Genomic DNA, 19,203 nt, shown 5'->3' with positions numbered 1-19,203 from the left:
GCATTTCTGCCGTTATTTCCGCAATTTCTGAGCACGGTCCGCGAAGGCGCTCCCGCTCCCCCTTTCAACGTACGCGGCTCACGTGGCTCCCGCTTTACTTCACCTGCCGAGATATGAAATCTTGAACTCCGACGGGGTCATGTCAGTGTATTTCTTGAACACCTCGCTGAAGTAGCGGCGGTGCTCGTAGCCGAGCTCCATAGCGATTTCCTGCACCTGCATCCCTTCAATCAGCATGGTCTTGGCCTTCTCCATCTTCTCGTGCATGACGAACTGCTGAAAGGAGATGCCTGACACCTTCTTGAACAGGTTCGAGAAATAGCCCTGGCTGAGGCTGATCTGCTTCGCCACCTGCTCCAGCGTCAGGCTGGTGTGCAGATTGGCGCAAATGTAGGCCTTGGCCTGCTGGATAATCCGGGTGGATTCGACCGAACGCTCTTCCTCAATCCAGCGGCAGGCCTCGGCGCATAATCCTTCGAGCAGGGAGCGGATCTCCTGCAGTGAAGGATGCAGGCGGTTCTTCAGCTGGTTCACCTGCTGCTCCAGCGGCTGGACCTTCTCATAGGGGAACAGCTCCAGCATGACCCGGCAGATTTTGAAGGACAGCTCGTAGCCGATGTTCTCCACATACTGCGGGGCAGGCAGCGGGTCGAGCTGCAGCAGCTCATCGAAAATCTGCTGCAGCACCAGCCGGCTTTTCTCACGGTTGCCTGAACGCAGTGCAAAAAGAAATTCCTGTTCGGCGGTAACGGAATAATGGCTCGCGGCCCGGGGTTTATGCACGATGCTCGCGTAACTGTACACAGCGTTTCCACCGGTATAGAAATGATATGCCAGCGCGCTGAGCGCCTGTGCGTAAGAATCCGCCAGCTCATGGATCGCAGCCACGCAGAGTCCCACCCCGATCGAAACCGTGCAGCGGGAATAACGGCTGACATTCGCACAGCAGGCTTCCGTGATCAGCCCGGCAGCATGAGGGTCACCCCCGTTGATGATGCAGACATAGCGGTTCGTCGCCTCGCGGAAGATGACTCCCTGCGTCCAGGCATGGATCGTCTCCTCCAGTATATTTTGCAGGCTGAAGCGGATCAGCTCGATTTCCTGCACCGGCTGGCGGCCGTATTTCTCGGCAAAATGGTCAATCTCCACGATAAACACTGTGAAATTCTTCTGCGCCAGCGGAATGCCAAGATACTCCCAGCGGGCTTTTGCACTCGGCTCCGTTGTCCTGTGCTGCATCAGGAAGGTCAAATACTCCTGGCGCAGAATCGGCAGGCTCTCTTTGATCTGGGCCTGCATGGCCATGATCTTTTCCTGCTCCTCACGTTCCTGCAGGCACAGCGCCTTGGCTTTCAGCACGACGTTCACTATCTCCTCCAGCGAGAAGGGCTTTTTGACAAAATCCATCGCCCCCAGCCGAATCGCCTGCTGGGCATAGGAGAACTCCGAGTATGCGCTGAGAATAATAATTTTACAGTGCGGGGCAAACTCCAGAATCGCCCGGGTCATCTCCAGGCCGTCCATACGCGGCATGCGGATATCTGTAAGCACAATGTCGGGCTTCATTTCCCGGACCATCTGCAGCCCTTCTTCCCCGTCGAGCGCTGTGCCGGCCACCTCGATGCCGTACTCCTGCCACTGCGGCTTGCGGGTGATCATATCCACCACACTTTTAATATCATCGATAACGCAGATTTTAACTGGTTTCACTTCAGGATATTCCATAATTTCCTCCCTCTTCCCTCAGCGGGCTAAGCGGTATCCACAGATCTGTGCGCGAGCCCACGCCCGCCTGGCCGGACAGCTCCATCCGTGCCTCATCGCCATAGTACAGCTGGAGCCGGTGCCTGATATTGACCAGGGCGTAGCCTTTTTTCGAAATCTCCCGTTTGGCCATTCCCTGCTCCACTTTGGCGGCATCCATGCCTTTGCCGTTATCCTCCACCACAATATGCAGCATGGACTGCTCCAGCGAAATCCGCACTTGGATGCAGCCGCCGCTCCGCCGGTCCGAGAACCCGTGCTGGATGCTGTTCTCTACAAGCGGCTGCAGCAGTATTTTGGGAATAGGGAAGGACAAAAGCTCCTCCTCTTCCGCTTCGGCATGGTACTCGAACAGATTCTCATAGCATTTTTGCTGGATGGCGCAATATTGCTGCACATGCGAAAGCTCGTCCTCCAGCGTAATCAGATCCTGGCCGCCGCCAAGCCCCAGCTGGAACATTTGCGATAAAGCGAGGATCATCTCGTTGACATCATCATTTTCGCCCATCACGGATTTGCAGTAGATCGTATTGAGCGTGTTGTACAGAAAATGTGGCTCCATCTGCGCAGTCAGTGCCCGGATCTCCGCATGGCGTTTGTCTTTTTCCTTCTGGCGCACATCTTCGATCAGCGTTTTGATCTCCGTCATCATCCGGTTGAACTGGAACCCTACCTGGGCGATTTCGTCGTTATATTTACTCTCAAATGAAACGCTCAGCTGGTTCTCCTCCACCCGGCGCATCAGCCTGCTCAGCTTGAACAAGGGCCGGAGCAGTGCAGCCGTCAGCTTGTTCGAGAAAAACCACGTCGTCAGCAGAAAAACAAGAATCACATACAGAACCGCCCGCTGCACACCCTTGAGCTGTCCCAACACCTGATCCTTGGACTGCATCCCGGCGAGAATCCAGTTCGGCGCAACCGCCGACTGCTTATAATTGACCAGATAATTCTCTCCTTCAAAAGGATAAAAGAAATTGCCCTCGCTGTCCGCCGTGCTGTCCTGCAGAAATTCCGGGTCCTTTGGGGGTTCCCCCTTGGCAGGCCAGCCTGTCTGCACTACCGTCTCTCCTTCCGTATTCAGAAGCAGATATTTCCGGTCATTCCCGGATGTGCCCTGGCCAAGCAGTGAGGCGATTTTATTCTCCCTGAGGTTGACCACAATGAAGACATTGGTAATAGGCGTATTCTCATAAATCCCCCGCACGACAAAGGAAACCACCCGCTGGCTGCCGGTGAACAGCCGGTCGTAATGGCCTTTGGCCCAATAGCCGCCGGGGCTTTTTTTGCTGTTGTCGTACAACTCCGAGCCGTAGAACGAATTATCCTGCGCACGGACCTGTGTGGTGGAATAAAAATCGCCGATCGGCGTCGCTATAAGAACGTTCTCAATCATCGGCTCATTGAAGGTGGCCTGCGAGAGAACGTACTGCATTTCGGATAAATGAACATAATAGTTCGTCACATCATGAGCCTGCACATCAATCATCATCTGCCTGTAAGCATCGCTCAGCATCAGGGACTGGACCGACATCGCCACATCATTCAGCCGGTAGTCCAGCAGCTGCAGGGTTTTGTCCACCGTCTCCTTGCTGGTATCAAACGCATTATTCTGAATTTCCTTCCCGGCTATCCGGTAGGTCAGAACGCCCATGGCGCTGATTGACAGCGTTATCAATACGATAAAAGAGATAAGCACCCGCTGCTTGATGGACACCTGATAAAAACGTTCACTCCACTTGCTCCAGATCAGGCCGCCCCATTGTCTCAAAAGCTTCATGGATGCCTTCTCCCCTTCCCACAGCAGAAATTTCGCCAGCTCCCCGGCAACCAGCGCATGCCCCCGTGCATTCGGAGGATTGGACATGGGGCAGCCAGCTTTCATCCCCTGTACCATACGACCGATCCCGGGCTGGTGTCAACAAAAAAAGAATATCAATGTTGGTTCATCTTTATTCCCAAAAACGGGTATCCGGTGTGACGGCACATCAAACAGAGCACTCCTTCAATATTAAGGGGTGCCCTTGTTTACCTTGCTATTCACCATGAGTCGCCTATGAGCCCTACGAGTCACCTGTCGAGAAAACCCGGTGTGATTGCACTTTGTGCAGCAGAATGCACCGTATGCTGCCGGAAATCGCATTCTGCGGTATGAAGTGCAATAGAATCTTAGCCGTGCAAAATTCCGCTCTTCCCGGCAGCGCTCAGCCATTCGTTAGCAATCAGGTCATGGCCGGCATGGGTCGGATGGACGCCGTCCCAGAGCCAGTAGGCGGCATCCGCTCTTGACGCCGCCGCATCGAAGGCGGCCTGCAGCGGAACATGCAGCGCACCAAACTCTTCTGCCAGCGCACGGACCACCTGCTGATAATGGGCCATATGCTTCGACCATTCGTCCCAGGCTTCCGCCGGAGCTCCCGTTCTCAAGATAAACGGCTCGCAGAGCACCAGCTTCGTCTGCGGCAGCACTTCGCGGGTTTCCACCAGCACATGGCGGTAAGCCCGCTCAAAACGGTCAGTTACCCCGCTGGGCTCGCCCTTCATTATTCTCCAGAGATCATTGACCCCGATCAGAATACTGAGCACATCCGGCTTCAGGTAGATTGCGTCCTCATTCCAGCGGGCATAGAGATCTGAAATCCGGTCCCCGCTTATGCCCCGGTTATAGAACACCGGCTTCTGCTCCGCAAGCTCATTGCCCAGCCTGCCGCCGATGATATACGCATAGCTGTGGCCCAGAATATGATTAGGGTCCTCGTCGCGGCCCCGGTTGCCGTCTGTAATCGAATCTCCTTGAAATAGAAAAACCTTGCTTTTGCCAGAAAAAGTAGACATGAATACTCATCCTTTGATTATGATTTAGTAGTTATTGCCTGCAGTTACCCATTCGTATTCTACCGTGATCGGGGCCTTCTCTTCAATGATCTGCGTTGCAATCCACTGCAGCAGCTGGGACCGTTCCTTCTTAAGCCGGAACTACGCGACTTTTAAGGACTTCATCGACAACTTATCGGTTCAGTTGAGACGGATTCACTTTCTGAATTTGAACAATGATATCAAATGTTTTACCTAATGATAAATCAATAGTTGTCGGGATATCTGGACCTACGGTAGTTATTCCGGCGAAAATCGGATGTTGTTCGTTTAGCCACGTTTTTGTCACTCCGCTTGCCTTACGTAAATCAACAAAAAACTGGTCGTAATGGACTTGTCCAAACGAATAGTTAAAACTACTCGGGTCATCCAATTTTAATGTTCCAAAGGGCCCAAATTCTTGTTTACTGTTATAAACATTGTAACGTCCCTCATAGACAGATGTTCCAATGGATACATACCGTTTTCCATAATGTTCTGCTAAATACTGCCCAGCTACTTTAGGGTATACAAAAGGGATCATGTTTGTCTTCGAAACGTGCCCATTATGGCCCCATACGATTGTTTTTCCTACATGTTCTTCTGTCCACTTCGCATTTTCATACATGGCAATATCATGTTTCAAATAAAAGTCTTTCAGGTTATCAGGATATGCCGCTACCATTGTCGTAAATTGCTCGATAATACGGGCATTTTGTTTGATCCATGCGAACTCTGGGGATTTTCCATTCAGTTTACTTTTATTTTGTTCTAATAAAGCACCGATTTGTTTCGCATCTGAAATATATTGCTCCTTTTTTTCTTTCTTAAGGCCGCCAAAGGTATCCAGATCCTTGGTTACAGGAATAAGGCCTTTCATCTTTTGTTCGAAACGAGTGGCAAGTTTTGAATCGTATTTCTTTACATACACTAGGATATTGTTATAAACACTCTCGTTTACGTTTTGGATATCCATCCCGATGATCCGTATTTTGGATTTATGCTTTGGATCAGCATTATATTGGCGAATCCATTGAAGCAGATCTACAATTTCTTTCGTGTTAAATACAGGATTTAGATATTGGCTTGGGTCCCCTTTACCCGTAAGAACATAGCGATCGAGTTCCAATGCTCTGTCCCATCCCTCTTCTAACACTAAGGCCTTAAAGCCCATTTCATGTACCAAATAATTAACAATGCGATGCTTCATGGTAAAAACTTCGTGAGCTCCATGCGTCGCTTCACCTAAACCAACAATTGTAGCTGATCCTATCATATTCTTAAGCGGACTTAAATCCTGAAGAGAGGCTGTTGGATCCGTTGTCTTTAATGGCATTGCATGCTCTTCTAACCATTTTATCTGTTCGGCTATCTGATTTGTGTTGTAGGGGGCTGTAACAGAAACTTCTGCTTTCGAAGATGCATAAGTACCTCCTGTAAAACTAGTTAGAGTGATAATAGAAGCAGCAATTGCGATACCCATCTTCTTTTTCATAAAAATCCTCCTGATATACTTTTAGATTGGTTTGTTATGATATATATTTTAGCTTCTAAAATTCTCTTATTTATTACTAGATTCTTAATTAAACCTTACGATGCTTATGTATATACAAAAAACAAAGCAGCTGCAATCCTTATAGTTGAAGGATCACAACTGCCTGCTTGCCGGGGCCAGTTCACAATCATGTTCATGAAAGGGGTGTTGTCCCAAAAGTATCCATACCTCATCCATCCGATATTGCTTTCATCCTGACTTCGCAGAATGTATATCTCATTTTCTTTTATTTTTGACAGTATTAAGCTCTCAGAAATATGATGGTCACGGTTTCGTATGTATTCATAGTCTGAGTCTGTTGCAAAGACAATCCTCAACTTAATCCCTCCTTAATGCCTCATAAAAATCTAATAATATTCTAACAAAACTCAATAGGGCACGGACAATAGATAACGTCTTTAATTAAACTATCCTGCTCGTTAGCTGAATCAGAACCACCCGTCCAACGGGTGGTTTGCTCTTGGGGTATAACCCCTTGTTGCCAAACTGCGCCTAAAGACGCTAGCCTGACAATAAATCGTTCAGGCTCAGTGTTGTTGTCCCTTTCACTTACCAGTTAAACTGGTTTACTTCTTCTTGCTACTGTTTCTACTGAACGGGTCTTCGTATTCTTTCACACTCAATTTATCAATCGCTTGGTCATGTGCTTCTTGTTCACGTATATATTTTGCTACTGTGGCTTCATTTAGGCCTACCGTGCTGACGTAGTATCCCTCCGCCCAAAATTTGCGATTGCCATACTTATACTTTAAGCTGGCATGCTTCTCAAATATCATCAGGGAGCTCTTCCCCTTCAGATAGCCCATAAACGAGGATACTGAGATTTTGGGTGGGATCGCTACGAGCATATGTACATGATCTGGCATCATGTGACCTTCGATAATATCAACTCCCTTGTATTTACATAAACGTTTGAAGATTTCGATCAAGTCTTTTCTCACTTGATTATAGATCTCTTTCCGTCTATACTTCGGGGTGAATACAATGTGGTATTTGCACATCCACTTTGTGTGAGCCAAACTGTAGCTCTTGTTTGCCATCTAAGACCATTCCTTTCCAATTGAGCCTGAACATCTCAATTTTATCGGAATGGTCTTGGTGGTCAAACCCTACATCCCTCCACCCGCATAGCGGGTGGTTTTTTGTTTCGCGCGTTTCACGCACTCAACTGGCTAAAGCCTAAACAAAAGCAGCCGATCACGTTGATCAGCTGCCTTCTTGTTTTTATTGAGCTAACGATCCCCGATAGCTCAATGATTACTGTCAGTATTTAATACCAAAATCCCAATTCATTTATCCAATAACGGCTCAGCTTCCCCGGCCAGCAGCTTCAAATTCTTCTCGATCTCACCATTAATCGCCGATCCCCAACCGTCAGGAATTTGCGATTTATTAATGAGGTGGAGCATGGTGGATATGTCGGCAAGCTTGGACAGCGCGTACCACTCCCCGGGCAAAGGCTCTCGCGCGTTACGGTTGTAGCCTTCCTCGAAGGCGGCAATGGTGTCTGCGCCGATATAGCGCTCGACTTGCGTCCTTGTCCTAAAGAATTTGCCTATGTCATAAAAGACAGGCGCCGCGAAACAGTACTCGTAGTCGATGAAACAAGGCTCCAATGAAGGCGTGACCATAATATTGGAGAAAATGAAATCGCCATGCGAGAACACATGCTTATCTGCAATCCTCTCTACCAATTCAGCGTGATCCGCCAGGAATTGCATGCACTTCTCTTTGGTTGAAGGTTGAATGTGGGTTCCTGCAAGGCCGTTTAGCAAGGTGTAATATTGGCTCGCGAAGGATTCAAGCTGTCCCGCGATCTGCAAATGCTCGTCTAACAGCGCCATATGCGAATATTTGGTTTGATGCAGCAAGGCAAGCGAGCTGCCGATTCGATGCACGACATGGTCGGGACATCCCTCGTTCTCGGCAATAAAGTCCCCTAGCGTCGAGCCTTCAATGAACACCATGATTAGGTAAGAAAAAGAGATAATCTGCTTGCTATCATCGAAGAAGAAAATCTCAGGGGTGCGAATCTTTGTTTTTGCATACTGATAGGCTGCAGCCTCAATCCCGCTGTGGTCGTTGTTAGCGGGATAAATCCTTAACACATACCTACTGCCGCTGTCTGTCCGTAAGGCATAATTGCTGGTGCTCATGCCTTTCGTCAAGGGCGAGACTTGGGTAATGCTTGCCTTGGGGTCGAAAGCGGAGAACAGCCTTCTGACCATGTCTTCGTTAACCGCTTGAAAATCAAACAGTCTTGCCGAGTCTTTCACCGTAGGCCGCCTCCTAGTCGAATTCTAGGGTCCTATTCATTATCAAATTCTCTAATAGCTAAAAAATCACTCATATATTCCTTGGACAAGTTCTTTTTATTAATAACTACCAACCCCCGATGCAAATATTATACTGAATTTAATGATACCACAAATTGGAACTATCCTGCCTGTTAGTTCAATCAAAAGCAGCCGATCGCGTTTACTGACCGGCTGCCCTATCGTGTTTTAGCTTTTGTTTCCCGTTAGCATATTCTTTACAATGTTCTGCCAATGAGGAGGGAGTTCATAACTCTTTAAGTGGATGTAATTAACCAGTTTAACCTCAGGTCCCACTGAGATTTGAAACGTTAACCTGTCTTCTCCAACAGAAATATGTGGTCCGACAACAGGCGTTACATCGAGCGTTATCGATAAGTTGAAACCACGAAACTCATTTATCCTCATTGAGTCGACCACATTAACGAAATATGGATATACTAGCGGCGGTTCCACTAATAAACGTCGATAATAATCCCGGACAGCATCATTAATATATGGAGTTAAAAAATTCAAAAGCATATCCTGCAATCTCAGCTCCTCTGAGTCCTCCTGAGGAACGCGATAACTAGCTTCTGCGTTTGATTGCAAGGGAGATGACAGGCTCAATGTCACAGTTAGAACCACAGCTATAATGACTCTTATCATAAGCATTGATTACACCTCATCCATGTTTACAGATAGGGTGTCCAATTTTTGAATATGAATGCTTCATCAGACACTTTTAACATGCCGATGTCGACTAAATGTTTGAGTACGAAGGCAGGTATTGTTCCCGATGCCATGCAGTTTCGTGGCAGTTTCTTTAATTCTTTTGGACGGTTGCGGAATTGCCGCATGCAGACGTCCTCGGGTTTGCTTATCCTTGCAATAAACAATGTTAACTTCCAGGTCAGATTCTGTTCGCCTAATTCTCGTAGCTTAGATTGCTTTCTTAAAAGATTAACTCACAATCTTTATGCTCCCATACATCAAATAAGTTTCCATCCAGGTCCTCAAAAACGAAAAACTTTCCGTAAAAACCTTCATTGCTGATTTGTCTAACAGTAACGCTCTCTGTTGTTAGTTTCATGTGTAATGATTCATGTTAAAACCAAAGTGACTGACAGAACAACCCTCAAACACACCTGGGTACAAAAGCAATGCCCCGAATGCAATCAGAACCACCCGTCCAACGGGTGGTTTGCTCTTGGGGTATAACCCCTTGTTGCCAAACTGCGCCTAAAGACGCTAGCCTGACAATAAATCGTTCAGGCTCAGTGTTGTTGTCCCTTTCACTTACCAGTTAAACTGGTTTACTTCTTCTTGCTACTGTTTCTACTGAACGGGTCTTCGTATTCTTTCACACTCAATTTATCAATCGCTTGGTCATGTGCTTCTTGTTCACGTATATATTTTGCTACTGTGGCTTCATTTAGGCCTACCGTGCTGACGTAGTATCCCTCCGCCCAAAATTTGCGATTGCCATACTTATACTTTAAGCTGGCATGCTTCTCAAATATCATCAGGGAGCTCTTCCCCTTCAGATAGCCCATAAACGAGGATACTGAGATTTTGGGTGGGATCGCTACGAGCATATGTACATGATCTGGCATCATGTGACCTTCGATAATATCGACTCCCTTGTATTTACATAAACGTTTGAAGATTTCGATCAAGTCTTTTCTCACTTGATTATAGATCTCTTTCCGTCTATACTTCGGGGTGAATACAATGTGGTATTTGCACATCCACTTTGTGTGAGCCAAACTGTAGCTCTTGTTTGCCATCTAAGACCATTCCTTTCCAATTGAGCCTGAACATCTCAATTTTATCGGAATGGTCTTGGTGGTCAAACCCTACATCCCTCCACCCGCATAGCGGGTGGTTTTTTGTTTCGCGCGTTTCACGCACTCAACTGGCTAAAGCCTAAATAAAACCTCTCTTGTGAAAGAGAGGCTTGGTTTGCTTTTGAACAATCAACCGCCTGACAAAATCACGTTACTTCAGTCATAGACCTATTCGGCGCCTATTCCATGTGTCAAAGGCTCAATGCTTGAATGGGCGGAAGCGGTTTGCATCACCCATGCCCGGGCTTCTACAGCCAAAACAATGCTACCTATTGCCAGCAGCAGAGCCACTTTTCTTTTCATCAGTCTTCTGCACCTCACCAATTAGAATTTTATATCGTTCCCGGTCTTCGACGGAGCTTAGATGTCTGTACTGCTCAAATAATGCTACACACCCAACAATAGCACTGTCACTGTTCATTCTAACAGAAAGGTCCAGATTTTGAAGTAAATAAGCGAGCCCCCTGTGAACTCTTTGAGTTTTTAAATAATATACAGACAGCTCAAATAATAGAACCGCATATTGATCTTCGGTGACCTGCATATTCCGTTTCCCCATCAGGGTCCGTTGCTCTTTCAAGCCCGCGTGGGGTTCGAAGCGCTCAATAATAGAATCCACGTTCAAGCCAAAGCGGTTGGCCGCTTGCATGATTTTGGTCAGGCCCGGAATGATCTCGTTCTCTCTGGTGCTGATAAAATCGACATAGCCGGCAAGCACAGCCGTCTCTCCTGACATCAGGCGGTACAGATATGTATTGGCCTCGGCCCATTCCCTGAACTGCTCCATGATCTGCCGGGCCTCTTCCGTTCTCTCCTGGACCCAGCTGAAATCGGAATAACGCGAGACATAGTGGAGGGCCTGTCCGTAATCCCCGTGTTCAGCACAAACAGCCGATCGCAGCAGATGCGAATACAGAATATAGAAGCAAAGAGGTCTGGCGGTTTCCTTTTGTGCCGCACGGCGGCTGACTTTATGATATTTATTGTGGTACTGGATGGAAGCTTTGTGTCCCATTTTTTCCGCCAAAGAATCAACTGTATCCCAGCGGTGCAAGGAAGCGTAAATATTCGCCAAGTCCTTCAGCGCATTCAACTGGTCCGCCTCATCCAGACGTTCCACAAAGTATTCAAAATGCATCGCCGCGCGCAGATTCGCTTCCTGGTCTTGTCCCAGCGCAATCTTGAACAAGCGGTATTGGCATAAGGCCAGCCGCTCTGAATGCTGATACTTCTCACTTTCCGCCACGCCCTCGTACAGCAGCGCAGCCGCCTGGCGTTTGCCTTGCCCGAACCATTCCTCCCCCATTTCAAATACCGCCTGGGCATAGGATATATTATCCATAATGGTCCGCACTACCTGCCGGATGCATTCCAGCTTGTCCAGCTCCGCACAGCGCTGCAGAAAAGGTCCCAGCCGCCGCCAGTCAGGGGTGGAGTTGACAACATATTCATCTATATATAATTCATACCATTCACCTTCGGGAAGTCCCATTCCCGCTGTAATCCGGTCCAATTGCTTCACGGCAACGGGACGGTTCCCATTAATAATGCTGCTGAGCGTACCGGAGTTCACACCCGATATTCCGGCAAACTGATTGATGGTGATGCCTTCTCTCTTCAAGTAAGCGTCAAGTTTTGCTTGTATTGTATTTTTGAATTGCAAACAAACACCGTCCTAAGAACCATATATTTGAACGATAATCCAGATATTCCTATATCTTAGGTTCTCCTATGGCACAGGTCAATGTTCATTGGCAGGTTGAACACAGGTTGACAGGAAAGAATTAGGTGTTCCACGGTCAGACCAAGGTTTTAGGAGATCAGCCTGGACGCCTCTGCCTGCTCTGCCGCACGCCGGATGAACCGTTCCAGCGGCTTCTGGAGGGTAAGCGCCAGCACCAGGGCAAGCATACCGAAAAGAACCAGATACAGGGCGTCACGGACAGCAACCTCCGGCAGTATGCCGCCAACGGCTTCTCTCAGCAGGCTGATGGCATAGGTAAAGGGCATAAACGGGTTCAGGATTTGAAAAAAGCGCCCGGTGGTGCTGATCGGAAAAGTCCCGCCCGAACTGGAGAACTGGAGCACCATGAACACGATGGCTATGCCTTTGCCCAGATTGCCGAAGACGTAGACCAGGGTAAATACGATTGTCACAAAAACGATGCTGATCAGGACGGCAAACAGCACGAACCACAGCTTGTCGGCAACATAGCATTTCAGCAAATACATATTGCCCAATACCGCTATCAGAGCCTGAAAGATGCCTACGGTAAGAAAAGTCAGCAGGCGCCCAAAATACAGCTGGTGCCGCCGGTATGGGATACCACCGGTATCCACACCGATCCGCAGCAGAGAAATCAGCAGGGTGCCGCCTACCCACAAGGACAATACTACGTAAAACGGTGTCATCGCCGATCCGTAATTGGGGATGGGATACAGCGCCTTTTCCTTCAGAACCACAGGGCTGGCCAGAAAATCGCTGGTGCCCTTGATATCCCCGCCCAGCAATTGGGCGATTTCCTCCAGGTTGACCTCCCGCTTGACCTTGCGGACCGTATCGGCGGCGCGGCGGACAGCATGCTCCAGGGCGGGAAGATCATTCCGCACCAGCTCGGCCGCCCGGTTCACCCCCCGGTCTGCACGGGGAAGGCCGGCGGTGATCCACTCTGACGCGCGGCGGAATTTCTCCTCCGCCCCCGGCAGGTCCTTCCGGGCGAATTCAGCCGCCGCATGAATGTGTTCTCCGGCAGCAGGCAGCCCATTCTGAATGCGCGGCAGCACATCCGTCACGAAGCCGGTGAACGCTGCCAGCCTGCCGCTTATACCGGCTGCCGCCGCGCTGACCTCGCCCGCTGCCGCGGGCAGCTTGTCCCGCAAGGCGGCCAGGCCGGTCTGCCCGTACTGGATGGCGGTTCCCGCTTCATCCAGCACCGCGCTCAGCGCCGCCAGCCGCTGCGGCGCCTGCTGCAAGGCCGTGGCGGCGGTCCCCGCCACGGATGTCAGCTGCTGCAGCGTGCCCTGCAGCGCAGACTGCCCCTCCGCGCTGTAGCGCGCGAGGATTCCGCCCAGCGCTGCTGCGCCCTTGGCGGAATCCCCGCCAAGCTGCGCCAGCGCGGCGGGGTCCAGCCCGCCGCCGTCCCGCAGCCCGGCGGCGAGGCGGGCCGCCTGCGCAGCACCGGCGGCCCAGGAGGCCCGCGCCCCGGTCAGGGCGCGGAGCTCGCTGCCCGGCACGGTGCCGGGCGCGAGGGTGTTCACGGCGGCGAAAAGAGCCGCCGTGTGCTGCAGCGCGCCGCTTCCGGCGGTCAGCCGGTCAGCGGCCAGCTGCAGCCGGGAAGCCGCCGCTGCGTCCGGCGGCGCGGTGCCTTCCGCGAGCTGGCTGGCCAGCAGCGCTGCGCTGTCGGCATTCTGCTGCAGCAGATGGAGATTCTGCTGCAGCACCTGCGGAACCGCGGTGAAAGCCGCGCGGTTCTGTGCCAGATACTGCAGCAGCTCCTGCCCGAAGGCAGGCCCCGCTGCAGCGATCCGGTCGGTCTGCGGCAGAGCCCGGGCAGCCGCAGCAACAACCTTCCCGGCCTCCTCCAGCCTGTCCGAGGCCCGGTCCAGGACCTCCCCGACCCGGCTGAAGTCAGCATCCAGGCCGGACAGCAGCTCCTTCGCGCGGGCCAGATCCGGGAGCCTGCCCTGCAGCTCCTGCAGCCTGCCCGCGGCATCGCTGATCTGCCCCCAGTGCTCGTCGAGCAGCTCAGCCGCTTTGCCCGCCTGCTCCACTTCCGGCAGCTTGTCCGCAAGCGCGGCAATCCTCCCGGCCGAATCCGCAAGCTGCGGCCAGTCCTGCTGAAGCTTGAGCACCAGCCTCCCGGCCTGTTCAATCTCCGGCAGGCCCGCCTCCAGCTGGAACAGCCCCTGCTCCACCTTGCGGATGACCGGCAGCTCAGCCTGGAATTCGCGGTCGATGGCACTGAGGGCCGTCAGCACCGTGCTGCTGAGGGTTTCCGTGAACCGCTCACTGATCTGCGCGGTAATCGTAGAAGCCCCTTTCGCCGTAATTTTGGGCGCAATCGCGTTGATTTTTTCATTGACGGTATAATCCACCTCCGGCTTCACAAGTTCCCCTTCGAGAACCCCCGCCATCCGCTGTGAGAATTCTGCCGGAATGACGATGCTGGCATAATAATCCCCGCGCTGCACCCCGCGCTCTGCCGATTTAACATCCGTGAACCGCCAGCCCAGTGACTTGTTGCTCCGCAGGCTCTCCAGCACCTCATCGCCGATGTTGAAGCTTTTGCCACCGACAGAAGCTCCCTGATCCACACTCGCCACGGCGATTGGGATGCCGGATGTATTGCTGTAGGGGTCCCATACCGCAGCGACATTCACCCAATCGTAGACCGAGGGAAGCAATGCGAGTGCTGCTATCAACAATAGGGCTACCGGTGCTTTGAACAGGCCCAGCCAATCTTTTTTATAAATCCGCCACACTGCCGCCATGTTTCACCACACCTCTATGCTGTAATCTGAATAGTTTAATATGCCCTGGAGCAGTTCTTTTTACTTCCCTTACTTTCCCGCACCACAGTTCGGAAACTTTTTGCAACATTTTTTCGCGATCTACGTTTATAGAGATATAATACCCGTTTGAGAAATACAGCGAAGGGTAATTAGGTATATAGACGTATACCGGGTCATATTTATACCAAGGGGGAATTTTACATGTTCAAAAGAAAATCGGTTTATCTGTTTCCTGCTCTGGTTCTGCTGTTCCTCTCCCTTGTGACTACGGCAAGTACAGTAGGTACACGCGCAGAAGCGCAAAGCGGTGATAAAAGTCAGGAATTGACGGTTTACATACACGCGCTGAAGTCCAAAGACGGACATACGGTCATGACCGCCGACCAGATCGAATGGTATGAAGGCGCTGAAGCCGACCGCATCTTTGCCGAACGGGAGCCAGACGCAGCGGCAGAGCTTGGCGGTACGCCGGATGGCTACTATATCGTAAATGACAGTGACTCGCTTACTTCCTATCCCATTGCCGATAATGCTGCGGTAACGATGCAAATTTACGATCATACCGGGCACATGGAGGATCTGGATATCAACTGGAATGAGCACATATCTCTTGATAAGTTCATCAGCGAATTCGCCAAAACCGGCATCATCGACCTGAGCCAGTCCCCTTACCACATCACAATCCAGGCTGGCAAAGTTACTTCGATCGTACAGCAGTACACTCCATGACTTCAGAGCCTACTCGCCACAAAGCACTGCCCATAGGGCAGTGCTTTGTGTTTTGCTTTGCTTTACAGCAATAATTGCACTTCGTACAGTTAATAGCTGCCTTTTGGCAGTCCAACTGGTTTTAATTGCACTTTGGAGTCAATTTCATAATTCAGTTTGCTGAATAGCAAGACTCGGCCAAAATCTAAGGTCATTTTTTAAAAAATCAGGCCACTTGCTGGGAGTTGCGTAACCGCTGGTTTAACTTGTCTAGCGCAAACTTGCTGAGATTGTAAGCTAGTGTACTGAGCTGGAAATCAACTCTTGCCCGGACGCCGCGGTGACGCGTACGTTTCATGCCAAAATACTCTTTAAGATATGCAAAAACTCGCTCCACTGCCGTACGCTTCTTGTACAGCTCTGTAAAGCTCTCGCTACCTCTTGCGGGATAGGTGTGCTTGCGTAAATCCGTTTGTATGCGGATTTTAAACACCTTTTGGCAGCCGGAACCGGAAAGTGGACAGTCTTTGCACTGGCTCGGCTGGGTATACTTCAGCGTTTCGTACTTGGCATCAAAACTGTCGTAGCGGTAGGTATGCCCCTGTGAGCATACGGGATTGTAGTCCGAGTTCATTCCCTTGGGCGGCTCTTTGTGGTGAATCATTGGAATCGTAGGATAGGCGCCTAACGAATGAATCAACTGGTAGATGGCTGCGCTGTCGTACCCTTTGTCTCCCAAGACATGCTTTACGTTTAACCTAGGAAACTTCAGGAGCAGGCCTTTGAGAAGGATAACCGCCATGCGCTGGTCATTCAAATTCGCCGAACTCCATAAGCCACTAAGAATATACTGACAGTCCGCATCGACCAGCAGATTTGCCTTGAACCCGTAATAACTGGTAAGTCTACCTTTCGCATTTTTCTTGTCACAACGCGCGGCATGCCGGGGTAATGCTGCAAGCAATTCATCGTACGTGTAGGGCAGCATCTGTTCAATGGTTTTCTCAAACGGTCCTAGGCTCTCTTCATAAGCTTCCCGTTCCTTGCGCCGACGTTCCTTTTCTTCAGCAGAAGGACGTCCAGGCGGGTAGACGGGTTTTTTGGGCCGCTCGTCCACAGGCTCGGACTCGGGCTCGGTGAGTTCTAGCTGCAGCTGCTGAGCCACCGGAGCATCACTTGGCTTTTTAGCACGGCGGGCCGCGCGGCGTTTGGATGCAGCTTCGCTAAATAGGCTATCCCAAGCCTCAACGATAGAGGAATCCAAAGCGAGATGCATACCCGTAACGAACTCTTCCTCCAGGGCGGACAGCACCAGAGTATCCTGAAGGTCCTCGAGCATGCCCGTTTGCTCAAGCACATGAATCAAACGGGAGTACGAGGCTTCGCTCGGGATGCGGTTGGAACCGGTGAACCGGCACTGCACCCGAAATTCCTCGCTGAATCGAAGTCGCCGGACCAACGCGGATACAAACTCGATGCCCTCCATTTTTGCGATGAGCAGCGAGTAGATCATCGCGGGTACGTTTAGTTCTTCCGGCCGCCCACGGTTGTTCTTTTTTCCAAGCGCGTGCAAGACCGGAGCGAGATTTAAGTGTTCAAAGATCTGACTGTATTTATCTTCCGGTCGCATCAGCAACAAATCCTCAAAGGAAAACAGCTCTTCTTGCCGAATAGAATACATGGGGATTACCTCTTTTCATTCTCGGATGTTGGTTTGGTCACCTATATCTTCGAGATTTGGGGAGGTACTCCCTTTTCTATGCTCAAAAAAACCAATCCTAGCAAGGGTTTTGAATTATGAAATTGTCTCCAAAATACAGTTACTTTAGCCATAAGCCGAAGGTTGGAGCTCCTTCTCAGTTACTTTAACCACACGCCAGGGTTAGAGCTCCTTCTCAGTTACTTTAGCCATAAGCCGAAGGTTAGAGCTTCTTCTCAGTTACTTTAACCACACGCTTAGGGTTAGAGCTCCTTCTCAGTTACTTTACCACACGCCAGGGTTAGAGCTCCTTCTCAGTTACTTTAACCACACGCCAGGGTTAGAGCTCCTTCTCAGTTACTTTAGCCATAAGCCGAAGGTTAGAGCTTCTTCTCAGTTACTTTAACCACACGCTTAGGGTTAAAGCTGCTCCTCAGTTACTTTGACCACACGCCAGGGTTAGAGCTCCTTCTCAGTTACTTTACCACACGCCAGGGTTAGAGCTCCTTCTCAGTTACTTTACCACACGCCAGGGTTAGAGCTCCTTCTCAGTTACTTTACCACACGCTTAGGGTTAAAGCTGCTCCTCAGTTACTTTAACCATACGCCGAGGATTGGAGCAGCTTCCAGTTCCTTTAGCAATACGCATAAAGGATAGGGTTGCTCCGGAGCAAAGCAAAAAGTGTCCCGCTCCCCTTATCAGGGAAGGCGGGACACTAATCATAAGCCGTTTAGCTATTCATTTTGCAAAATGATGCGGCCGCAACCGGTAATCTTACTCCCTGCCATCCTTCACCAGCACGCCGAACTTACTCCCTGCTATCCTTCACCAGCACGCCGAACTTACTCCCTGCCGTCCTTCACCGGCACGCCGAAGTTAGGCGTGCCGTCCTCATTCCACTCCAGCACCTGGGCGCGGGTGTGGCGGTTCGGGTCGTAGAGCGGATCACCGGTAATTTCCTTGTAATTGCGGCAATGGTAGATCAGCACATCTTCCCCGTTTTCGTTAACTGTGAAGCTGTTGTGCCCCGGACCAAATTGTCCGTTCGCTTCACTCGTCTGGAATACCGGCTCAGGGTGCTTGCTCCAGGAAGCGGCATCCAGCAGATCGCTGTCCTCGTCTGCCGTCAGCAGCCCCATGCAGTAATTATGGTCGGTCGCACTGGCTGAGAAGCTCATGAAGATTTTGCCGTTCCGCTTAAGCACCGCTGCGCCTTCGTTAACGCTGAAGCCGATGATTTCCCAGGGATGCTCCGGCTTGGCGATCATCGTCTGCGGGCCGGTCAGGGTCCACGGGTTCTCCATCTCTGAAATGTACAGGTTGGAGTTCCCCGGAATATCCGGGTCCTTCTGCGCCCATACATAATAGAGCACTCCCTTGTGCTGGAAGGCCGTGGCGTCGAGAGCAAATGACTCCCAGGCCGTCTTTACCTGGCCTTTCTCCACCCAGCGGCCCTCCAGCGGATTCGCCGATTCGTTCTCCAGCGCATACATGCGGTGATCGAACAGCCCCTCCTTCGTCTCCGTAGTCCGGGCCGCCGCGAAGTAAATGTACCATTTCCCGTGAATATAATGGATTTCGGGCGCCCAGATATTGGCGCTGAGCGGCCCCGTCTCATATTTGCGCCAGGCGACGACAGGTTCGGCGCCTCTTAGTCCTTCAATGGTTGCAGCCCTGCGCACTTCGATCCGGTCATATTCGGGCACCGAAGCTGTGAAGTAATAATAGCCATCCGTATGTTTATAGACCCACGGGTCCGCACGCTGTTCCACAAGCGGATTGCTGTATTCTTTTTTCCTGCTCATAATGGTTTCTCCTTTTATCTATATAAGATGAACATTTCTTGATTGGAACCGCCTTTAGCGGTTGAAATCCGGTGACTGATTATGCTTCCGAAGCGAGCTTTCCTACGGAAAGCTTTCAGGCGGACGCTACCGCTCTGTAAGTATCCAAACTTCCCCTCCGCACTT

At 50.6% G+C, this 19,203-nt stretch carries 13 protein-coding genes; 1 reads left to right on the top strand and 12 read right to left on the bottom strand.

What is annotated here, in order from left to right; translation table 11 throughout:
* Positions 1 to 99 precede the first annotated feature (99 nt).
* The 10 genes from PRIO_RS09405 to PRIO_RS09355 all read right to left on the bottom strand — a co-directional run bounded on the left by PRIO_RS09405 (position 100) and on the right by PRIO_RS09355 (position 14,804).
* On the bottom strand, positions 100 to 1,710 hold the full coding sequence (locus tag PRIO_RS09405; protein ID WP_231869849.1) for a response regulator: 1,611 nt from the start codon (positions 1,708 to 1,710) through the stop codon (positions 100 to 102).
* A gap of 1 nt (position 1,711) precedes the next feature.
* Positions 1,712 to 3,628: a sensor histidine kinase gene (locus PRIO_RS09400; protein WP_020429627.1), complete on the bottom strand. Its 1,917-nt coding sequence runs from the start codon at positions 3,626 to 3,628 to the stop codon at positions 1,712 to 1,714.
* Positions 3,629 to 3,930: 302 nt separating this feature from the next.
* Positions 3,931 to 4,596, bottom strand: a complete 666-nt coding sequence (locus tag PRIO_RS09395; protein ID WP_020429628.1) for an SGNH/GDSL hydrolase family protein — start codon at positions 4,594 to 4,596, stop codon at positions 3,931 to 3,933.
* Positions 4,597 to 4,768: 172 nt separating this feature from the next.
* Entirely contained in the window at positions 4,769 to 6,109 is a 1,341-nt protein-coding gene (locus PRIO_RS09390) for an erythromycin esterase family protein (RefSeq protein WP_046502021.1), read from the bottom strand.
* A gap of 626 nt (positions 6,110 to 6,735) precedes the next feature.
* Positions 6,736 to 7,209 (bottom strand): IS200/IS605 family transposase, encoded by a 474-nt coding sequence (gene tnpA, locus PRIO_RS09380; RefSeq protein ID WP_020426871.1) that lies wholly within the window; start codon positions 7,207 to 7,209, stop codon positions 6,736 to 6,738.
* A gap of 249 nt (positions 7,210 to 7,458) precedes the next feature.
* On the bottom strand, positions 7,459 to 8,445 hold the full coding sequence (locus tag PRIO_RS09375; RefSeq protein ID WP_046502018.1) for a phosphotransferase family protein: 987 nt from the start codon (positions 8,443 to 8,445) through the stop codon (positions 7,459 to 7,461).
* Between the two features lie 228 nt (positions 8,446 to 8,673).
* Complete coding sequence (locus PRIO_RS09370) at positions 8,674 to 9,006, bottom strand: DUF3888 domain-containing protein (protein ID WP_231869940.1); 333 nt, start codon at positions 9,004 to 9,006, stop codon at positions 8,674 to 8,676.
* 773 nt (positions 9,007 to 9,779) lie between these two features.
* Positions 9,780 to 10,253, bottom strand: coding sequence for an IS200/IS605 family transposase (gene tnpA, locus PRIO_RS09365; protein ID WP_020426871.1), 474 nt, complete (start codon positions 10,251 to 10,253; stop codon positions 9,780 to 9,782).
* 325 nt (positions 10,254 to 10,578) lie between these two features.
* On the bottom strand, positions 10,579 to 11,976 hold the full coding sequence (locus tag PRIO_RS09360) for a helix-turn-helix domain-containing protein (protein WP_046502015.1): 1,398 nt from the start codon (positions 11,974 to 11,976) through the stop codon (positions 10,579 to 10,581).
* A gap of 149 nt (positions 11,977 to 12,125) precedes the next feature.
* On the bottom strand, positions 12,126 to 14,804 hold the full coding sequence (locus PRIO_RS09355) for a YhgE/Pip domain-containing protein (protein ID WP_046502013.1): 2,679 nt from the start codon (positions 14,802 to 14,804) through the stop codon (positions 12,126 to 12,128).
* Between the two features lie 222 nt (positions 14,805 to 15,026).
* On the opposite strand from PRIO_RS09355, the gene PRIO_RS09350 reads away from it, so the two are divergent.
* Positions 15,027 to 15,554: a hypothetical protein gene (locus PRIO_RS09350; RefSeq protein WP_020432595.1), complete on the top strand. Its 528-nt coding sequence runs from the start codon at positions 15,027 to 15,029 to the stop codon at positions 15,552 to 15,554.
* A 205-nt stretch (positions 15,555 to 15,759) separates the two neighbouring features.
* Here the strand turns inward: PRIO_RS09350 and PRIO_RS09345 are convergent, their stop codons facing one another.
* Positions 15,760 to 17,214 (bottom strand): transposase, encoded by a 1,455-nt coding sequence (locus PRIO_RS09345; RefSeq protein ID WP_046501121.1) that lies wholly within the window; start codon positions 17,212 to 17,214, stop codon positions 15,760 to 15,762.
* 861 nt (positions 17,215 to 18,075) lie between these two features.
* Positions 18,076 to 19,038, bottom strand: a complete 963-nt coding sequence (locus tag PRIO_RS09340) for a glycoside hydrolase family 43 protein (RefSeq protein WP_046502010.1) — start codon at positions 19,036 to 19,038, stop codon at positions 18,076 to 18,078.
* Between the last annotated feature and the right edge of the window lie 165 nt (positions 19,039 to 19,203).

Source organism: Paenibacillus riograndensis SBR5, from assembly GCF_000981585.1.
GTDB classification, from domain to species: Bacteria; Bacillota; Bacilli; order Paenibacillales; family Paenibacillaceae; genus Paenibacillus_AQ; species Paenibacillus_AQ riograndensis.
Note: the sequence above shows the minus strand (reverse complement) of the source record. Positions and strands in the feature narration are given on the sequence as shown.

Coding starts and splice junctions, on each gene's coding strand:
- PRIO_RS09400 (WP_020429627.1), bottom strand. CDS start 3,628: ATGTCCAATCCTCCGAATGCACGGGGGCATGCGCTGGTTGCCGGGGAG.
- PRIO_RS09395 (WP_020429628.1), bottom strand. CDS start 4,596: ATGTCTACTTTTTCTGGCAAAAGCAAGGTTTTTCTATTTCAAGGAGAT.
- PRIO_RS09390 (WP_046502021.1), bottom strand. CDS start 6,109: ATGAAAAAGAAGATGGGTATCGCAATTGCTGCTTCTATTATCACTCTA.
- tnpA (WP_020426871.1), bottom strand. CDS start 7,209: ATGGCAAACAAGAGCTACAGTTTGGCTCACACAAAGTGGATGTGCAAA.
- PRIO_RS09370 (WP_231869940.1), bottom strand. CDS start 9,006: ATGCTTTTGAATTTTTTAACTCCATATATTAATGATGCTGTCCGGGAT.
- tnpA (WP_020426871.1), bottom strand. CDS start 10,253: ATGGCAAACAAGAGCTACAGTTTGGCTCACACAAAGTGGATGTGCAAA.
- PRIO_RS09355 (WP_046502013.1), bottom strand. CDS start 14,804: ATGGCGGCAGTGTGGCGGATTTATAAAAAAGATTGGCTGGGCCTGTTC.
- PRIO_RS09350 (WP_020432595.1), top strand. CDS start 15,027: ATGTTCAAAAGAAAATCGGTTTATCTGTTTCCTGCTCTGGTTCTGCTG.
- PRIO_RS09345 (WP_046501121.1), bottom strand. CDS start 17,214: ATGTATTCTATTCGGCAAGAAGAGCTGTTTTCCTTTGAGGATTTGTTG.
- PRIO_RS09340 (WP_046502010.1), bottom strand. CDS start 19,038: ATGAGCAGGAAAAAAGAATACAGCAATCCGCTTGTGGAACAGCGTGCG.